Source organism: Streptomyces sp. NPDC050535 (genome assembly GCF_044457665.1).
GTDB lineage: Bacteria > Actinomycetota > Actinomycetes > Streptomycetales > Streptomycetaceae > Streptomyces.
Map to the genome: position 1 here is coordinate 95,525 of NZ_JBITHE010000001.1, position 17,784 is coordinate 113,308.

14 protein-coding genes and 1 pseudogene are annotated in these 17,784 nt (G+C 69.9%); 12 read left to right on the top strand and 3 right to left on the bottom strand.

Going from position 1 to position 17,784, the window contains the following annotated elements; genetic code table 11:
* Positions 1-313 precede the first annotated feature (313 nt).
* From ACIBLC_RS00400 to ACIBLC_RS00425, 6 genes and pseudogenes are all read left to right on the top strand, one after another.
* Positions 314-727, top strand: a pseudogene (locus tag ACIBLC_RS00400) (glycogen debranching protein); the annotation flags it as partial.
* Between the two features lie 131 nt (positions 728-858).
* Entirely contained in the window at positions 859-1,617 is a 759-nt protein-coding gene (locus tag ACIBLC_RS00405; protein ID WP_399208330.1) for an NUDIX domain-containing protein, read from the top strand.
* 124 nt (positions 1,618-1,741) lie between these two features.
* Positions 1,742-3,502: an ATP-binding cassette domain-containing protein gene (locus tag ACIBLC_RS00410; protein WP_399208332.1), complete on the top strand. Its 1,761-nt coding sequence runs from the start codon at positions 1,742-1,744 to the stop codon at positions 3,500-3,502.
* Between the two features lie 162 nt (positions 3,503-3,664).
* Positions 3,665-4,552: a FadR/GntR family transcriptional regulator gene (locus ACIBLC_RS00415; RefSeq protein ID WP_399208333.1), complete on the top strand. Its 888-nt coding sequence runs from the start codon at positions 3,665-3,667 to the stop codon at positions 4,550-4,552.
* A 408-nt stretch (positions 4,553-4,960) separates the two neighbouring features.
* Complete coding sequence (locus tag ACIBLC_RS00420; protein WP_399208334.1) at positions 4,961-6,499, top strand: RNA polymerase sigma factor; 1,539 nt, start codon at positions 4,961-4,963, stop codon at positions 6,497-6,499.
* Positions 6,500-6,631: 132 nt separating this feature from the next.
* Positions 6,632-7,486, top strand: coding sequence for a serine protease (locus tag ACIBLC_RS00425; RefSeq protein WP_399208336.1), 855 nt, complete (start codon positions 6,632-6,634; stop codon positions 7,484-7,486).
* Between the two features lie 132 nt (positions 7,487-7,618).
* On the opposite strand, the gene ACIBLC_RS00430 is transcribed toward ACIBLC_RS00425, so the two are convergent.
* Positions 7,619-7,849, bottom strand: a complete 231-nt coding sequence (locus tag ACIBLC_RS00430) for a hypothetical protein (protein ID WP_365426120.1) — start codon at positions 7,847-7,849, stop codon at positions 7,619-7,621.
* A 441-nt stretch (positions 7,850-8,290) separates the two neighbouring features.
* Between ACIBLC_RS00430 and ACIBLC_RS00435 the strand changes: the two genes are divergently transcribed.
* The 6 genes from ACIBLC_RS00435 to ACIBLC_RS00460 all read left to right on the top strand — a co-directional run bounded on the left by ACIBLC_RS00435 (position 8,291) and on the right by ACIBLC_RS00460 (position 15,203).
* On the top strand, positions 8,291-10,414 hold the full coding sequence (locus tag ACIBLC_RS00435) for a type IIA DNA topoisomerase subunit B (protein WP_399208337.1): 2,124 nt from the start codon (positions 8,291-8,293) through the stop codon (positions 10,412-10,414).
* A gap of 251 nt (positions 10,415-10,665) precedes the next feature.
* Positions 10,666-11,193, top strand: coding sequence for a DUF1453 domain-containing protein (locus tag ACIBLC_RS00440; RefSeq protein WP_399208338.1), 528 nt, complete (start codon positions 10,666-10,668; stop codon positions 11,191-11,193).
* A complete protein-coding gene (locus ACIBLC_RS00445; protein WP_399208339.1) occupies positions 11,190-12,341 on the top strand; it encodes a sensor histidine kinase in 1,152 nt (383 codons plus the stop codon). The genes ACIBLC_RS00440 and ACIBLC_RS00445 overlap by 4 nt, the downstream gene beginning before the upstream one ends.
* A complete protein-coding gene (locus ACIBLC_RS00450; protein WP_399208341.1) occupies positions 12,338-13,021 on the top strand; it encodes a response regulator in 684 nt (227 codons plus the stop codon). The genes ACIBLC_RS00445 and ACIBLC_RS00450 overlap by 4 nt, the downstream gene beginning before the upstream one ends.
* Positions 13,022-13,125: 104 nt before the next feature.
* A complete protein-coding gene (locus ACIBLC_RS00455; RefSeq protein WP_399208342.1) occupies positions 13,126-13,614 on the top strand; it encodes a DUF485 domain-containing protein in 489 nt (162 codons plus the stop codon).
* Positions 13,611-15,203: a cation acetate symporter gene (locus ACIBLC_RS00460; protein WP_399208343.1), complete on the top strand. Its 1,593-nt coding sequence runs from the start codon at positions 13,611-13,613 to the stop codon at positions 15,201-15,203. Before ACIBLC_RS00455 ends, ACIBLC_RS00460 begins: the two co-directional genes overlap by 4 nt.
* A 60-nt stretch (positions 15,204-15,263) precedes the next feature.
* On the opposite strand, the gene ACIBLC_RS00465 is transcribed toward ACIBLC_RS00460, so the two are convergent.
* Positions 15,264-15,944 carry a response regulator gene (locus ACIBLC_RS00465; protein WP_399208345.1) on the bottom strand — a complete coding sequence of 227 codons (681 nt, stop codon included), beginning with the start codon at positions 15,942-15,944 and terminating at the stop codon, positions 15,264-15,266.
* Positions 15,941-17,767, bottom strand: coding sequence for an ATP-binding protein (locus ACIBLC_RS00470; RefSeq protein ID WP_399208346.1), 1,827 nt, complete (start codon positions 17,765-17,767; stop codon positions 15,941-15,943). The genes ACIBLC_RS00465 and ACIBLC_RS00470 overlap by 4 nt, the downstream gene beginning before the upstream one ends.
* Positions 17,768-17,784: the final 17 nt, after the last annotated feature.

A 17,784-nucleotide genomic window follows, 5' to 3' on the forward strand; every position in this document is an offset into this window, starting at 1 on the left:
CCGGCCACGCCTGCCGTGCCGGCCACGCCTGCCGTGCTGGCTACGCAAGGCACGTCCGGCTCGCCCGGCCCGTCCACAACGCACCCACGTGCTGTATCGCCCCCTGCCCCGCACCCCACCGCCATTCGGTCGCCATCCCCAGCGCAGGGCGTGACCCTGAGTGGGGCCGTTCCGTTCACCTGAGCACCGGAACCGTGGCCGGGCCGCGCCGCCGTACTGCCCTCGCCCCTCCGGAGCCCCCCACCTGGCGCCGAGTGCGCTCAAGGCGCGCCGAGCGCGGAGGAAACCGCCCCAGGGCCTTGCCCACTCCGCCGTAGGGAACCGCGCGGTCGCCGTCGCGGGGCTGGCGGCCGCCGGCTACGAGAAGGAGGCGGGCTCCCTGCTGCGCGGCGTGCTGGCGGCGGCCGAGGCCTTCGACCACCGACTGCCCGAGATGTACGCGGGGGAGCAGCGCGCCCAGGGCACTGCCCCGCTGCCCCACTCCGCGGCCTGCCGACCGGCGTCCACCGCCGCGGCCGCCGGCGTTCTGCTCCTCGCCTCCCTCGCGGGGATCCGCCCCGACGTCCCCGCCGGGACGGTGCCCCTGCGTCCGGTCCGCAGCGCCCCGCTGGGCGAGATCGGGCTCACGGGATTGCGCATCGCGGGCGCCCCCTTCTCCGTACGGGTCAGCAGACTCGGCCTGGCCAGGGGCGAGGAGGCGGTCGAAGGGCTCCAGTTGGGAGTGTGACCTTGCGTGACAAACCTGCGGACGATGACCGGCCGCAGGCGGGGAGACGCAAACCGGAGGGAAGGAGATCAGCCGGGGAAGCGGCCGGCGAAGGGCGTGTTTATCGTCAGGAAGACGACTATGATCGCGGCATGCCCTACGACCCGTCAGCCTTTCCGCCCTTCGCCGTGACCGTGGACCTGGTTGTGCTGACCGTGCGACGTCACGCCCTGTGCGCGCTGGCGGTCCGGAGGGGCGAGCTGCCGTTCCAGGGGCGGTGGGCACTCCCCGGCGGCTTCGTGCGGACCGACGAGGATCTGGCGCAGGCGGCGGCGCGCGAGCTGGTCGAGGAGACCGGGCTGTGCGCCCACGACCCCTCCGCTCCCGCACAGGACAACGGCGCACACCTGGAGCAGCTCGCGACGTACGGCGACCCCAAGCGTGACCCGCGGATGCGGGTGGTCAGCGTCGCCCATCTCGCCCTCGCCCCGGACCTGCCCGCGCCCAGAGCCGGCGGCGACGCCAGGAGCGCGCGCTGGGCACCTGTCGAGGAGTTGCTGCAACAGGGTGGTTACGGCCGTGACGGTGAGCAGGCGGCACCCCTCGCCTTCGACCACGCGCAGATCCTCTCCGACGGCGTGGAGCGCGCCCGTTCCAAGATCGAGTACTCCTCGCTGGCCACCGCCTTCTGCCCGACCGAGTTCACCGTCGGCGAGCTGCGCCGGGTGTACGAGGCCGTGTGGGGTGTGGCACTCGACCCGCGCAACTTCCACCGCAAGGTGACGGGCACGCCGGGCTTCCTCGTGCCTACAGGCGGTACGACCACCCGCCAGGGCGGGCGCCCGGCCCAGCTTTTCCGCGCGGGCGGCGCCACGCTGCTCAATCCGCCCATGCTGCGCCCCGAGGTCTGACGAAGAGCGGCGAACACAGGTCCGGGCTTGAGGGCCGGAGTCTGCTCGCGGGCACCTCGGGTCCAGTCCGAGACGAAGGTCAAGATGCCCAAAGAAACGGACATATAGCGCTATCTTGCTTTGGGTGATCCAGGCCATCGGACTGACCAGCAACCCTCGCAAGGAGCTTCCGCCCGCCGTCGACGACGTGTCTTTCGAGGCGCGCGGGGGCCGGGTCACAGCGATCGTCGGGGCCCCGGGCGCGGGCAAGACGACGGCGCTGAGGCTCATGCTCGAACTCCAACAGGGCCGCGGAATCACCTACTTCAGAGGCCGCCCGCTGCACCGGATCGCTCATCCCTCACGCGAAGTCGGCGTCCTCCTGGGCGAGGTGCCCGGCCATCCGGCGCGGACTGTCCGCGGGCAGCTCCGCATGCTGTGCGCCGCCGCCGGTGTGCCCGTACGGCGGGCCGACGAAGTCCTCGAAGTGGTCGGGCTCGTCAGCCTGCGCGACGAGCGACTGGGCACCCTGTCACGTGGCATGGACCGCCGCCTCGGTCTCGCGTGTGCGCTGTTGTCCGACCCGCACACGCTCGTCCTCGACGGCCCGGCCGACGGTCTGTCCGCCCGCGAAGGCCGCTGGCTGCACGGGATTCTGCGCGCCCACGCGGCCCAGGGCGGCACGGTGCTGTTCACCACGGCCGACCCCAAGGAGGCCGCGCACACCGCCGACCGGGTTGTCACGCTGGAAGCGGGCCGCCTGGTCGCCGACCAGGAAGTCGCCGACTTCGCCCGCACTCGGCTGCGCCCACGAGTGGCGGTCCTCAGCCCGTACGCCACCCGGCTCGGCGCCCTGCTGACAAAGGAGGCCCGCACCGCGAGGCGTTCCGTCGAGATCGTGCGCGAGGACGGCAACCGGCTCTCCGTGTACGGCAGCACCTGCGCGGACGTAGGCGAGACCGCCCACAGGCACGGCATCCTCGTACACCAACTCGCCGACGAGATCGGAGACATGGGGCCGCTCGCCACGCCGCCCGCCGGGGGAGAAGCGCGAACGGGCGACAAGCCGCACACGGCGGAAGAGCCGAACGCGGACGGGCACTCCCCGCTCCCGCCGCCCATCGCCGTACGCCAGGCACCGAGCCCCCTGCGCCCGCTGCGCTACGAACTGCGGCGCGCGGCCGGAGTCGGCACCGGCTACCTCACCGCCGTTGCCGTTCTCGTCGTTTCGGCCCTCCTGTCCGTGCTGCTCGCCCGAATCGGCCACACGCCCCAGCCGCGCCTGCTGGCCGCGTGGCCACAGGAACTTCCGCTGCCGCCCGCCGCACTCGGTGCCGGACTACTCGGCTCACTCGCTTTCGGCGACGAGTTCCGCCATCCCGCGCTGGCCGCGGACCGCGGCACCGTCCCCCGCCGCCTGGGGCTGCTCGCCGCCAAGCTTCTCGTCGCATCGGTCACCGCGCTGGTGCTGGCCTTCCTCACCGTGGGCTGCGACCTCGAAGCGCTCTATCTCGTCTACGGACGGGAGCTCACCGGAGTTCCCACCGACTGGTTGCCCCTAAGCGCGAGTTGGATCGGGCTCGTGGTGGGCTGTGCCTGGGCGGGTGTGCTCGCCGCGGGCATCTTCCGGTCCACGGCCGCCGGGCTCGCGGCGGTGCTCGCCGTGCCGATCGTCGTCGTACCACTCGTACAAAAGGCCTTGGAGGGGCCGTCTGTGCGGACCGCGGCCGGGTTCTCCGGGAGGCTGCGCGAGCTGGTGCTGATGCAGTGGCCGTTCGGCGGCGAGCGCTACCTGGCGGCTGGGGTTCGGATGGTCGCCCAACCTGTCGGCGGCGCGCTGATGTTGTCGCTGACCGCCCTGCTCTGCGCATATCTGCTCACGACCCTGCGAAGCAGGGTCCGATGACGACCGACGGCGCCCTTCCGGTTCCAGGGTGCGCACAACTCCCCGGAGAACGCCCATTTCTTTCCGATAAGGCGTCAATTGCGACGGGGTGAGCGATCACCCTTTCGTGTGCTTTTCACCAAAGACCTCAAGGGAGTTGGAAACAGCGCCGACAAAGGTTTCGTGAGTACCCTTGCGCAGACCATGATGACCGCCGCCCGCTCCGCAGACTCCGGCCTGTCCGGCCCGGGCGAACTCAACCGCTACCCCTATGCCGAGGCCCCCGGCGCCGGCCGCGTGGGTCCCCCCGCGTGGGAGGGCGCGGACCCGGAGCTGGGCCGCATGGGCCGTCGCGCCGCCGGCAGCCGCGGACGCGGGCTGCACGGTCAACTCGTCCAGCAGCTTGGCCAGATGATCGTCTCCGGCGACCTGGGCGCGGACCGCCCGCTCGTTCCCGAGGAGATCGGCCAGCGGTTCGAGGTCTCCCGTACCGTCGTTCGTGAATCCCTCCGTGTCCTGGAGGCGAAGGGGCTGGTCAGCGCCCGCCCCAACGTCGGGACGCGGGTGCGCCCCGTCAGCGACTGGAACCTCCTCGACCCCGACATCATCGAATGGCGGGCCTACGGACCGCAGCGTGACGACCAGCGACGTGAGCTGAGCGAGCTGCGCTGGACGATCGAGCCGCTCGCCGCGCGGCTCGCAGCGGGACGCGGGCGCGAGGACGTGCAGCAGCGGCTCGGCGACATGGTCGAGATCATGGGCCATGCCATGGCGCAGGGTGATTCGCTCACCTTCTCGCGGGCCGACGCCGAGTTTCACGCACTGCTCATCCAGCTCGCGGGGAACCGGATGCTGGAGCACCTCTCCGGGATCGTGTCGTCCGCACTCCAGGTCTCCGGTAACCCCCTCACGGGCTGCGACCGGCCGACCGAAGCCTCCCTGGGACACCATGCCCGGATCGTCGACGCCCTCGGCGCGGCCGACGGCACGGCGGCCGAGGTGGCCATGCGCCAACTGCTCACCGTCCATCCCGAGGTGGAGCGCGTCGTGCCCGCGCCGCGCGAGCACTGACCGCGTACCGAGGGCCGCGCGGCCGAGGGCGCGTGCCCTCTCGTCGCATCGCCTGGCCGGTGCACCATCTTCCGCGGGGCCCCGTCGGATCCGTTCCGGACCTGGCGGGGTCCGGCGGTGTGATGGGGCGGTAGGCCCGTTGGCTGACCTCTTCTGACCGTATCTGGCCGCTTTTGCGCGCTTACGGGGTGTGACTCGGGCCACGCAGATTGGGCGTAACGCTCTTCGAGGCAGCGCGATGACCTAAGAGGTGGCAGCCGAGGAAGGAATACAGACGCCGTTCATGGCGCTGTGCATCTTCCCGGCCCCCGCCCGCGCCGTCGGCCCATCCCCAAGTCGGCGGTCGTCGGTTCCTGTCCGTACCGGACGGGGCCGGAAGCCGTTTTCCAACGTTCCGAGAGGTTGTTCGTGTCGGCCAGCACATCCCGTACGCTCCCGCCGGAGATCGCCGAGTCCGTCTCTGTCATGGCGCTCATCGAGCGGGGAAAGGCTGAGGGGCAGATCGCCGGCGATGACGTGCGTCGGGCCTTCGAAGCTGACCAGATTCCGGCCACTCAGTGGAAGAACGTACTGCGCAGCCTCAACCAGATCCTCGAGGAAGAGGGTGTGACGCTGATGGTCAGTGCCGCGGAGCCGAAGCGCCCCCGCAAGAGCGTCGCAGCGAAGAGTCCGGCCAAGCGCACCGCCACCAAGACGGTCGCGGCGAAGACGGTGACCACCAAGAAGGCCACCGCCACCGCCGCCCCGGCAGTGCCCGCCGACGAGGACTCGGCTGAGGACGCGACCGCCCAGAAGACCGCTGCCAAGAAGACGGTCGCGAAGAAGGCCGTCGCGAAGAAGACGGTCGCCAAGAAGGCCGTCGCGAAGAAGACCACCGCCAAGAAGGACGACGCGGAGCCGGTCGACGACGAGGCGGCCGAGGAGACCTCGGGTGCCAAGCCGGGCGACGAGGAAGAGGAGGGGTCCGAGAACAAGGGCTTCGTCCTCTCCGACGACGACGAGGACGACGCGCCCGCCCAGCAGGTCGCCGTCGCCGGTGCCACCGCTGACCCGGTCAAGGACTACCTCAAGCAGATCGGCAAGGTCCCGCTGCTCAACGCCGAGCAGGAGGTCGAGCTCGCCAAGCGCATCGAGGCCGGTCTGTTCGCCGAGGACAAGCTGGCCAACGCCGACAAGCTCGCGCCGAAGCTCAAGCGCGAGCTGGAGATCATCGCCGAGGACGGCCGCCGCGCCAAGAACCACCTCCTGGAGGCCAACCTCCGTCTGGTGGTCTCCCTGGCCAAGCGCTACACCGGCCGCGGAATGCTCTTCCTGGACCTCATCCAGGAGGGCAACCTCGGTCTGATCCGCGCGGTCGAGAAGTTCGACTACACCAAGGGCTACAAGTTCTCCACGTACGCCACCTGGTGGATTCGTCAGGCGATCACCCGCGCCATGGCCGACCAGGCCCGCACCATCCGTATCCCGGTGCACATGGTCGAGGTCATCAACAAGCTCGCGCGCGTGCAGCGTCAGATGCTCCAGGACCTGGGCCGTGAGCCCACCCCGGAGGAGCTGGCCAAGGAACTCGACATGACCCCCGAGAAGGTCATCGAGGTCCAGAAGTACGGCCGCGAGCCCATCTCGCTGCACACCCCGCTCGGCGAGGACGGTGACAGCGAGTTCGGTGACCTCATCGAGGACTCCGAGGCCGTCGTCCCGGCCGACGCGGTGAGCTTCACGCTCCTTCAGGAGCAGCTGCACTCCGTACTCGACACCCTGTCCGAGCGCGAGGCGGGCGTCGTCTCGATGCGCTTCGGTCTCACCGACGGTCAGCCGAAGACCCTCGACGAGATCGGCAAGGTGTACGGCGTGACGCGCGAGCGGATCCGCCAGATCGAGTCCAAGACGATGTCGAAGCTGCGTCACCCGTCGCGTTCGCAGGTGCTGCGCGACTACCTCGACTAGGCCTTCGCCGTACGTCACGAAGGGCCCGGCCCCCACGGGGGAGCCGGGCCCTTCGTGTGCGCGCGGGGTGCGAGCACCTGTGTACTGGATCACTCTGGGTTTTCGACGACCATCCCAGAGTGAGGAGCGCGCATGCGCCGTCCCCTTGTCCCGGCACTGGCCCTCGTGGCCGCCGTGGCCGCGATACCGCTGGCGTCACCCGCCCCAGTGGCGGCCGACAGCATCATCATCGGCGGCTATCCGGTCGAGATCTCGGAGAGTCCGTGGACGGTGGCGCTGTCCAGCCGTGACCGGTTCGGGGGTACCCGCGCGGGGCAGTTCTGCGGAGGCGTCGTGATCGGCCCGTCCACGGTCCTGACCGCGGCCCACTGCCTGGGCACGGACGTGCTGGGGGCGTCGCCGCGGCAGGTCCGTGACCTGAAGGTCATCGCCGGCCGGGGAGACCTGCTGTCGAGCGACGGCAAGGAGATCCCGGTGAGCGGGATCTGGGTCAATCCCGAGTACGACAGTGACACGAACGCCGGGGACTTCGGCGTGCTCACCCTCTCGGCCCCGCTTCCGCAGAGCTCGGTCATCCCCATGGCGCCCGCGGGAGACACCGCGTACGAGCCGGGTACGGCCGCCACGGTCTACGGCTGGGGCGACACGACGGGGGGTGGCGACTACGCGCGCAGTCTGCGGGCCGCGCGGGTGAGCGTACTCGCAGACGCGGCCTGTGAGCGGGCCTATCCGGGCAGTGCGGTCGGCACCTATGAGGCGACGTCCATGTTGTGTGCCGGAGAGCTCACAGGCGGGCGGGACGCCTGTCAGGGGGACAGTGGCGGGCCCCTGGTCGCCCAGGGGCGGCTCATCGGTCTGGTGTCGTGGGGGAGCGGTTGCGGGCGGGCTGGGAGCCCCGGCGTCTACACGCGGGTCTCCGAGGTCGCCCGGGCGCTCGACGGCGCTGGGGCCGTTAGGGCGCGGGACACCGGCCGTCGAGTGCCCTGACGGGCGCCTGGCAGGGGCGCTGAGCGCGACCTGCCTGGCGATACGAGTGCGGGCGGCCACTCCCTGTGTCCAGGGAGTGGCCGCCCGCAGACCGGCCTGATGCCGGCACCCGCTCGTCGTTGATGCGAAGTGTCAGCGTTCTTCTTCGTTGACGCTTTCCGGAACGGACGTCAGTCGCTCCGTCTCGTCCTGTATCTCAGCGGCGATCTTCTTGAGTTCCGGCTCGAACTTGCGACCGTGGTGGGCGCAGAAGAGCAGTTCTCCGCCGCTCAGGAGGACGACGCGCAGATATGCCTGGGCGCCGCAACGGTCGCAGCGGTCTGCGGCCGTCAGCGGGCTCGCGGGGGTCAGAACAGTAGTCACGTCGCCTCTTCTCTAGCTCGACGAGCTGTCGTACCAGGGTCAACATCCAACCAGGCCGAAAACGTTCCCGCTCGTGGCCTTTCCCTGAAAATTTCTCTCCGGGGCGGTTGTCTGCTGCCAGGTGGCGGCGAATGGGCCGTATTACGTGTCTTCGTGTCTTACGGGTTCGCGCTGTCTGTCAGGGGGTCGGTCCTCCCGGCTGGCTTGCCGGTTGTTCTTGAGGACGTGCCCGGAGCCTAAATGGTTCATGCCCCGAAGGGAACGTGATATGTACTTCACTCCATCGAGGGATCGAACACCCATACGACCCTGGACTAGTGTGAGTTCGTGCGAGGGTGGCGTTACAACGGCTCTACCAGGCCTCGGTACCCTCTGAGCGGCGACCGAAGCCTGGCCTTACCCAAAAGGGCCCTATCTGAAATTCAGCGAGGAGCGAACTGCGTGACCGCCGAGACGTCCGTGCCGTCCACAGCGTTGCTGACCGGAGCAGACCGGGACGGTTCCAACTACACCGCGCGGCACCTGCTCGTCCTTGAGGGGCTCGAGGCCGTACGCAAGCGCCCGGGCATGTACATCGGGTCCACCGACAGCCGCGGTCTGATGCACTGTCTCTGGGAGATCATCGACAACTCCGTGGACGAGGCCCTTGGCGGCTACTGCGACCACATCGAGGTCATCCTGCACGATGACGCCTCGGTGGAGGTGCGGGACAACGGGCGCGGCATTCCGGTGGACGTGGAGCCCAAAACCGGCCTTTCCGGTGTCGAGGTCGTGATGACCAAGCTGCACGCCGGCGGAAAGTTCGGAGGCGGCTCGTACGCGGCCTCCGGCGGTCTGCACGGCGTCGGTGCCTCCGTGGTGAACGCGCTCTCCGCCCGCCTGGACATCGAGGTGGACCGCAGCGGCAACACCCACGCGGTGAGTTTCCGGCGCGGCACCCCGGGAGAGTTCAAGGGCGCCGGCTCCGACGCCGCCTTCGAGGCCGCGAGCGGGCTGCGCAAGCTCAAGCGGATCCCCAAAAACCGCACCGGCACGCGCGTGCGCTACTGGGCCGACCGCCAGATCTTCCTCAAGGACGCCAAGCTCTCCCTGGACAACCTGCACCAGCGTGCCCGCCAGACCGCCTTCCTGGTACCGGGGCTGACCATCGTCGTCCGCGACGAGTACGGGCTGGGCGAGGGCGGCAGCAAGGGCGAGGAGTCCTTCCGTTTCGACGGTGGCATCAGCGAGTTCTGCGAGTACCTGGCCACCGACAAGCCGGTCTGTGACGTCCTCCGCTTCTCCGGACAGGGCAGCTTCAAGGAGACGGTCCCGGTCCTCGACGACCACGGGCAGATGACGCCGACAGAGGTAACCCGGGAGCTGGGTGTCGATGTCGCGATGCGCTGGGGCACCGGGTACGACACGACCCTGCGGTCCTTCGTGAACATCATCGCCACGCCCAAGGGCGGCACCCACGTCGCCGGCTTCGAGCAGGCCGTCGCCAAGACGATGAACGAGGTGCTGCGGGTCAAGAAGCTGCTGCGCGTCGCCGAGGACGACATCGTCAAGGACGACGCGCTGGAAGGGCTGACCGTCGTCGTGACCGTGCGCCTCGCCGAGCCGCAGTTCGAGGGCCAGACGAAGGAGATCCTCGGCACCTCGGCGGCGCGTCGCATCGTGACGAACGTGGTGTCCAAGGAGCTCAAGGCGTTCCTGACCTCCGCGAAGCGGGACGCCGCGGCACAGGCCCGGGTCGTCATGGAGAAGGCCGTCGCGGCGGCTCGTACGCGGATCGCGGCCCGTCAGCACAAGGACGCCCAGCGCCGGAAGACCGCCCTGGAGTCCTCCTCGCTCCCAGCCAAGCTCGCCGACTGCCGCAGCGACGACGTGGGGCGCAGCGAGCTGTTCATCGTCGAGGGCGACTCCGCGCTCGGTACGGCCAAGCTCGCCCGGAACTCCGAGTTCCAGGCTCTGCTGCCGATCCGCGGCAAGATCCTCAACGTTCAGAAGTCGTCCGTGACGGACATGCTGAAGAACGTCGAGTGCGGGTCGATCATCCAGGTCATAGGAGCCGGGTCCGGCCGGACCTTCGACATCGACGCGGCGCGCTACGGGAAGATCATTCTTCTCGTCGACGCCGACGTCGACGGTGCGCACATCCGCTGCCTGCTGCTGACGCTGTTCCAGCGCTATATGCGGCCGATGGTCGAGGCCGGGCGGGTGTTCGCGGCGGTGCCGCCGCTGCACCGCATCGAGCTCAGCCAGCCCAAGAAGGGGCAGGACAAGTACATCTACACGTACTCGGACCGTGAGCTGCGGGAGACGCTGCTCGAGCTCCAGCGCAAGAACGTGCGGTACAAGGACTCGATCCAGCGTTACAAGGGCCTCGGCGAGATGGATGCCGACCAGCTGGCCGAGACCACGATGGATCCGCGCCACCGCACTCTGCGTCGGATCAACATCTCCGACCTGGACGCGTCCGAGCAGGTGTTTGATCTGCTGATGGGGAACGACGTCGCTCCGCGCAAGGAGTTCATCTCCAGCTCGGCGGCCACGTTGGACCGGTCTCGGATCGACGCGTAGGCGCTGCCGCTGGGCATGCGGCCTCCTGCCTTATGAGCGCGTCGGTTCAAGGTGGGCGGAGGCCCCGCGTACGGGCTGGGATGACGGCGGTTCTGTGCGGGCCTCCACCCACGGGTGGAGGCCCGCTTCGGCTGGAGATCCACCCGTGATCCACCCTGGATCCGATCCGCTGACCAGCCATTTTCCGTAGCGTCGAAGACGTCGACAGCTCCCGCTGTCGGTACCCGTTCTTCTCGCCCACGGAGGCCGTGATGTCTGGGCTGGTCAATGCCTTGGCGATCTTCGCCGTTGTCGTTCTGGTGATCGTGCGCCAGTTCCGCGCGCAAAGGATCAGCGCGGACAAGCGCTGGTGGGTCCTGCCTGCCGTGCTGGGCTTCATAGCTCTGCGTGAGCCCGGGGTGATCGACGTGCACCACCAGGCCGAGGCCGTTCTCCTGCTGGGTATGGAGTTGCTCATTGGTCTGGCCACGGGAGCCGGCTGGGCGTGGACCACCCGGATATGGGCGGCGCCGGACGGCTCGGTGTGGGGCAGGGGCACCAAGGCGAGCGTGGCCGTATGGATCGTCGGCATAGGTCTCCGCGTGGGTCTGTTCGGCATCGGGGCCCTGCTCGGCGTGCACCAGGACACCACCGCCATGGTGCTGGTGGCTCTCGCCGCCACGCTCCTGGTCCGCTCCGGAGTTCTGGCCTGGAGGTCGCGCTCCCTGCACCCGGCGAGTCCTCAGGGCGCGGCGTACGGTGACGGCGTGCCCGGAGCCCCGTGGAAGGAGCGTGTGTGACGGAGAACGTCTGGACACGCTGGCCCTCCCGCGAGGCACTCTCCCGGGCGGAGATGGCCCGGCCCCGGCGCATGCTCGCCTGGGCCACGCGTGCCGGTGCCCTCGGCATCCTGCTGGGGACGACCTTCACCGACAGTGACCTGCACGGCTGGGGTATCGCGGCGGGTGTGTTGGGAGTCGTCGCGTGCGGAGTCGCGGCGTGGGCCTTCTGGCGGACCACGCTCGCGCACCGTCTACTGCCCTCGCTGGGGCTGCTCACCCTGCTGCTGGGGATGGCGACGGCTGGGCAGGGTGTCGGATTCCGGATCCCGGCCCTCGTCCTGTGGTGCGGGTGCGCCGTCAGCGCCATCGAACGGTTGCCTCTCGCGGCGGCGCTGCCCGCCACCTCCGTGGCGCTCGGGGCCTACGCGGTGGTCAACGACGATGTCTGGTTGACCACCGCGGCCACGACGGCGGGGCTCGTTCTGCTCGGCTACGTGCTGCGCCTCGACGCGGAGGCGCGAGGGAGTGCACAGCGGCTGCTGGCGCAGGAGCGTGCGGCGCATGTGGCGGAGGCGGAGTCGGCGGCACTCGCGGAGCGGGCCAGGATCGCGCGGGAGATCCACGACGTGCTGGCACACAGCCTCTCGGCACAGCTGGTGCACCTGGAGGCGGCCCGTCTGCTCATCGAGCGGGGTGCCGACCGGGAGACGATCCTCGAACGGGTCGTGGCGGCACGGGGAATGGCGCGTGAGGGGCTTGCCGAGACCCGGCAGGCACTGTCCGCCCTGCGTGGCGAGATGTCCCCCGTGGAGGACTTCCTGAGCGAGCTCGTCGCGACGACCGAAGGCGCCGATGTCACCGTGACGGGTGAACGACAGCCGTTGGGCGCCGAGGCTTCGCAGGCGGTGCGCAGGGTCGCGCAGGAAGCCCTGACGAACGTCCGGAAGCATGCTCCGGGCGCCAAGGTCCAGGTACGGCTGGACTACGGCGAGCACGAACTGACCCTGGATGTGCGGGACTCGGGCGGGTCGCCGGGGGAACTCAGCGGCTCCGGCGCCGGGTACGGTCTGCTGGGCATGCGCGAGCGGGCCGAGCTGCTGGGCGGCTCGCTCGAGGCCGGGCCGGACGAGGAGGGGTTCGTGGTGACGTTGAAGGTGCCCGTATGACGGAGGCGGAGGAGGGGGAGAGGAAGCCGGCCCGGGTCGTGGTGGTGGACGACCAGACCGTGGTACGCGAGGGCATCGTGATGCTGCTGGGGCTGTTGCCCGGCATCGAGGTCGTCGGTGCGGCAGGGGACGGACACGAGGCCGTGGCGCTCGTCGCCGAACTCGCCCCGGACGTCGTGCTGATGGACCTGCGCATGCCTCGTTGCGACGGTGTCGAGGCAACCCGGCGCATCCGTGCCGAGTACCCGGGAACGCAGGTCGTCGTGCTCACCACGTACGAGGACGACGAGTCGCTGTTTCCCGCGCTCAGAGCGGGGGCCCGGGGCTATCTGACGAAGGACGCGGGGGGCGACGAGATCGTCAGGGCCGTGCGGAGCGTGCTCTCCGGGGAGGCGGGGCTCTCGCCGAGTGTCCAACGACGACTGCTGGAGCGGCTGTCGGAGCCGGAGCCGTTCGCACCCGCGGAAGCCCCGGACGGGCTCACCGCGCGCGAGACCGAAGTGCTGCTGTTGATCGCCGAGGGGCTGACCAACCAGGAGATCGCCCGTGAGCTGCATGTCTCCACCGCGACTGTGAAGACCCATATCAACAACCTCTTCGCCAAGACGGGTGTCAAGGACCGAGCTCAGGCGGTCCGTTACGCCTATGGGAAGGGTCTCGTACGGCCACCGGCAGGCTGAGTCACCTGATGGAGTGAAGAGCGCGGAGAGAAGAGTCCGGGATCTTCCCGATCTGCACATCCTTGGGTACGCGGCCGAAACGGGTCGCGGACAAGGAGAGTTCGGTGGAGAAGCACGACGGTCGTGACACCGGGAAGGTCCGGTTCGACGACCCCTGGTACGACGCGCTTGCCTCCGGCTGGGGTGAGTTGGACGGCACGGGTGCCCCTGCTCCCGCCGTGCCGCCCGCGCGCCCCGAGCAGGAGCGTCGGACGGGCGGGGCGGGCGACGTCTATCTGGAGGTGCAGCGCAGCGCGGCCTTTCAGGAGGTGCGCAGCCGCTACCGGAGGTTCGTGGTCCCGGGCGTCGCAGTCTTCTTCACCTGGTACGTGGGTTACGTGGTGACTGCGACGACGGCACCTGGCTTCATGGCCCGGCCCGTCGCCGGCGCGGTGAACGTGGCGATGGTCGCGGGGCTCGGACAGTTCGTCACCACATTCCTGTTCACCTGGGCGTACGCGCGGCATGCGCGGCTGCGCAGGGACCGGGCCGCGCTCGATCTGCGCTGGGACACTCAGGAGCTGACCCGGAGCGCCAGAGGTGGTGAGCGATGAGCGGCAACCATCAGACGCTGGCGCTGCTGCTGTTCAGCGTGTTCATCGCGGTGACGCTGGCGATCACGACGTGGGTGAGCCGTAACCGGCATGGTTCGGCGGAGGAGTTCTACGCCGGCGGACGATTGTTCTCGCCTATGGAGAATGGTTTTGCCATCTCCGGTGACTACATGTCGGCGGCGTCCTTCCTGGGCGTCACGGGTCTGATCGCGCTCTTCGGCTACGACGGGCTCCTGTACGTCGTGGGCTTTCTGGTGGCCTGGCTCGTGGTCCTCTTCCTGGTGGCGGAACTGGTGCGCAACTGCGGGCGGTTCACGCTCGCCGACGTCGTCGCGGCCCGGATGGACGAGCGGCCGGTGCGGATCGCGGCGGGAACTTCCTCGGTGACCGTGTCCGTTCTGTACCTGGTGGCGCAGATGGTGGGCGCGGGCAGTCTGGTCGCGTTGCTGCTCGGGGGCACGAGTGAGGCGGCGCGGAACTGGACAGTGATCGGCGTGGGCGCGCTCATGGTGATCTATGTGTCGATGGGAGGGATGCGGGCCACCACGTGGATCCAGATCGTCAAGGCGGTCCTGTTGATGGGCGGGGCCATCGCTCTGACCGTGCTCGTCATGGTCCGTTTCCACGGGGACTTCAACCAGTTGCTGCGTTCGGCGGCGGACCGAAGCGGACACGGTGACGCGTTCCTGGCACCCGGGCTGAGGTATGGCGGGGACTGGACAGCACGGTTCGACTTCATCAGCCTGGGTCTCGCGCTGGTGCTGGGCACGGCTGGGCTGCCGCACATCCTGTCGCGGTTCTACACCGTGCCGACGGCGCGGGCCGCGCGGCGTTCGGTGGTCTGGGCGATCGGTCTCATCGGCAGCTTCTACCTGATGACGTTCGTGCTGGGGTTCGGCGCGGCCGCGATCGTCGGTCCGGAGGCGGTGCGCCGGTCGAACGCGGCGGGTAACACGGCGGTTCCGCTGCTTGCCCTCGATCTGGGCGGCGGCGCGAACTCGACGGGAGGAACGGTTCTGTTCGCGATCGTCGCCGCCATCGCCTTCGCGACGATCCTCGCGGTCGTCGCGGGAATCACCCTCGCGTCCTCAGCGTCCGTGGCCCACGACCTGTACGCGTCGCTGAGACGAAAGCGCGCCAAGCCGCGCAGCGAGGTCGCCGTGGCGCGCACCGCGGCGGTCGGTATCGGTGTGGTCGCCATCGCGTTCGGACTGCTCGCCCGCGATCTCAACGTGGCCTTTCTGGTGGGCCTCGCCTTCGCGGTGGCCGCGTCCGCGAACCTGCCGGTGCTGCTGTACTCGCTGTTCTGGAAGGGCTTCACGACACGCGGTGCGGTGTGGGCCGTATACGGAGGGCTGGTGCCCGCGCTGGTGCTCGTGCTGCTGTCACCGGTGGTGTCGGGGAGCCCTGAATCGCTGTTCCCGGGCGCCGATTTCCAGTACTTCCCGCTGCAGAACCCGGGCCTCGTGTCCATCCCCCTGGGCTTCCTCGCGGGCTGGCTGGGCACGGTCACCTCGGCGGATCCACCGGACGAGGCCAAGCACGCGGAGACCGAGGTGCGGTCCCTCACGGGGGCCGGGGCGGTCTGAGGGGGCGGTGTGGCCGAGAGTGCTGTCGATGGCTGGCGGGAGGCATCCTCCTGCGTGTCCTCAGGTGTGGGTCGACCAGATGTAGCGATGCTCCGGGCGGCCCGCGTCGCCGTACTTCAGGGTCAGTTTGGCCCGCCCCGTGCGCTCCAGGAGCTTCAGATAGCGCTGGGCGGTCTGCCGGCTCAGTCCGGTCTGGTCCGCGATCTCCTGGGCCGACAGCGGGCCCTCGGAGTTCACCAGCGCGCGGCGTACGAGCTCCGCGGTCGTGGGGGAGTGGCCCTTGGGCAGGTCTGTCTCCGTAGTCGCCGACAGGGCGCCGAAAATCCGGTCCACCTCCGCCTGTTCGGCCTCACCGCCGCCGTCCAGGGTGCGGCGCAGATCCGCGTACGCCTCCAGTTTGGCGCGCAGGCCCCCGAAGGCGAACGGCTTGACCAGGTATTGGAGGGCGCCTTGCCGCATCGCCGCCTGGACGGTCGAGATGTCTCGGGCGGCGGTCACCATGATGACGTCGGTCTGGTGGCCGCGCCGGCGCATCTCCTGGACCACCGCCAGGCCCGTGCCGTCCGGCAGGTAGTGGTCCATGAGGACCAGGTCCAGGTGGGGAAGCGTCTCCATCCGGCTCAGCGCCTCGGCCGCGCTGTGGGCCTCGCCCGCCACATGGAAGCCCGGCACCTTCGCCACGTACGCGGCGTTGACCCGCGCGACCCGGACGTCGTCGTCCACGACCAGAACCTCGATCATCGCGACCCTTCCCTGGCGTCCAAGGCGGTGGTGTCGGGGGTGGGGGATACCGGAGAGGGGTGCGGGTCAGGAACGGCATGAGCATCCGTCGCCGGTGCGAGGCCGGCTTCCGGTGTGGACCCCGGCCCCGGTGTGGACCCCGGCCCCGGTGTGGACCCCGGCTCCGGCGCGGACCCCGCCCCCGGGTCCAGCCCCGCCCCCGGCTCGAGTACTGGTTCCCTGAGCGCCTCAGGCAGTACGACGGTGAACTCCGCGCCCCCGCCGTCCGCCTCGGCCACCCGCGCGCTGCCGCCCTGCCGCTCGGCGAGACGGCGTACCAAGGGGAGACCGATTCCCCGCTTGCCATGGGCGGGGGGCTTCTTGGTGGACCAACCGTCGGTGAAGATCAGTTCCCACCGGTCCGGCGGGATTCCGGGCCCCGTGTCCCGTACTCGGAGCACGGCGGTACGCCCCTCGGCGCGCAGCTCGACCTCCACGCGCGCGTGGAGCGTGCCCGCGACGGCGTCGAGGGCGTTGTCGACCAGGTTGCCGACGACGGTGACCAGTCCCCCCGGGTCGACCAGACGGTCCGGCAGGTGAGTCGTGTCGGAGATCCACAGGGCCACGCCGCGTTCGGCGGCGACGGAGGACTTGCCGACCAGCAGGGCGGCGAGCAGCGGATCATGGACCTTCTCGGTGACCTGTTCGGCGGTGACCCTGTGGTCCCCGACCACCTCGCCGGCGAACTCCTTGGCGTCGTCGTACATCTCCAGTTCGAGCAGCCCCAGGAGTGTGTGCATCCGGTTGGCGTGCTCGTGGTCCTGGGCGCGCAGGGCGTCGATCAGGCCGCGGGTGGAGTCGAGTTCGCGGCCGAGCTGCTCCACCTCCGTGCGGTCGCGCAGCGTGGCCACGGCACCGCCGTCGTCCGTGGGCATGCGGTTGGCGACCAGGACGCGTTCGCCGCGGACGGTGAGCAGGTCGGTTCCGGTGACGCGGCCGGCCAGCACATCGGTCGTCCGGCCCGGCCCGAGCGCGTCGTCGAGCGGTCTGCCGATGGCCTCACCGTCGAGTCCCAGCAGACGCTGCGCCTCGTCGTTGAGGAGGCGTACACGGCCGCCGCGGTCCAGCGCGACGACGCCCTCCCGGATGCCGTGCAGCATCGCCTCGCGCTCCGCGAGCAACGCCGAGATGTCGGAGAAGGCCAGGTCACGGGTCTGCCGCTGGACCCGGCGGGAGATCAGATACGCGGCCAACGCACCCACGGCCATGGCTCCGCCCGCGTACGCCAGCAGCCCGGGGATCGCGTGGATCAGCCGGGCCCGCACGCTGTCGTACTCGATGCCCACCGAGACCGCGCCGACGATGTCGCCGTCGGCGTCGCGCAGCGGAACCTTGCCGCGTGCGGAGCGGCCCAGCGTGCCGTCGTCGATCTCCATGACGTCCTTGCCCGCGAGGGCCTGGCTGGGGTCGGTCGAGACGACCTTGCCGATCTGTGTGGTGTCGGTGTGCGACCAGCGCACGCCGTCCATGTTCATCACCACGACGTACTCGGCCCCGCTGGCCTGCCGTATCCGCTCGGCCTCGGCCTGAACGGGCCCGTTCGCGGAGGGGCGGGTCGCCCGGAGGTCCTCGGCGATCTGCGGCTGGACCGCCGTGGTCTGCGCGATAGCGAGTGCGCGGCGCATCGCCTGGTCGTCCAGCTGGGCGCTGAGCGGGGCGAGGAACAGACCGGTCGCGAGCACGGCGACGCCGGCGGCGATCGCCACCTGCATCAGCAGCACCTGCGAGAACACCCGCCGCGGCAGACCGAGGCGCAGTCGTCGCGCGGGGGGAGTGGGGCTCATGCCCATGACGGTACGGC

Excerpts from the sequence above, each read along its gene's own strand:
- ACIBLC_RS00405 (WP_399208330.1), top strand. The coding sequence starts at position 859 with ATGCCCTACGACCCGTCAGCCTTTCCGCCCTTCGCCGTGACCGTGGAC.
- ACIBLC_RS00425 (WP_399208336.1), top strand. The coding sequence starts at position 6,632 with ATGCGCCGTCCCCTTGTCCCGGCACTGGCCCTCGTGGCCGCCGTGGCC.
- ACIBLC_RS00440 (WP_399208338.1), top strand. The coding sequence starts at position 10,666 with ATGTCTGGGCTGGTCAATGCCTTGGCGATCTTCGCCGTTGTCGTTCTG.
- ACIBLC_RS00450 (WP_399208341.1), top strand. The coding sequence starts at position 12,338 with ATGACGGAGGCGGAGGAGGGGGAGAGGAAGCCGGCCCGGGTCGTGGTG.
- ACIBLC_RS00460 (WP_399208343.1), top strand. The coding sequence starts at position 13,611 with ATGAGCGGCAACCATCAGACGCTGGCGCTGCTGCTGTTCAGCGTGTTC.
- ACIBLC_RS00465 (WP_399208345.1), bottom strand. The coding sequence starts at position 15,944 with ATGATCGAGGTTCTGGTCGTGGACGACGACGTCCGGGTCGCGCGGGTC.
- ACIBLC_RS00470 (WP_399208346.1), bottom strand. The coding sequence starts at position 17,767 with ATGAGCCCCACTCCCCCCGCGCGACGACTGCGCCTCGGTCTGCCGCGG.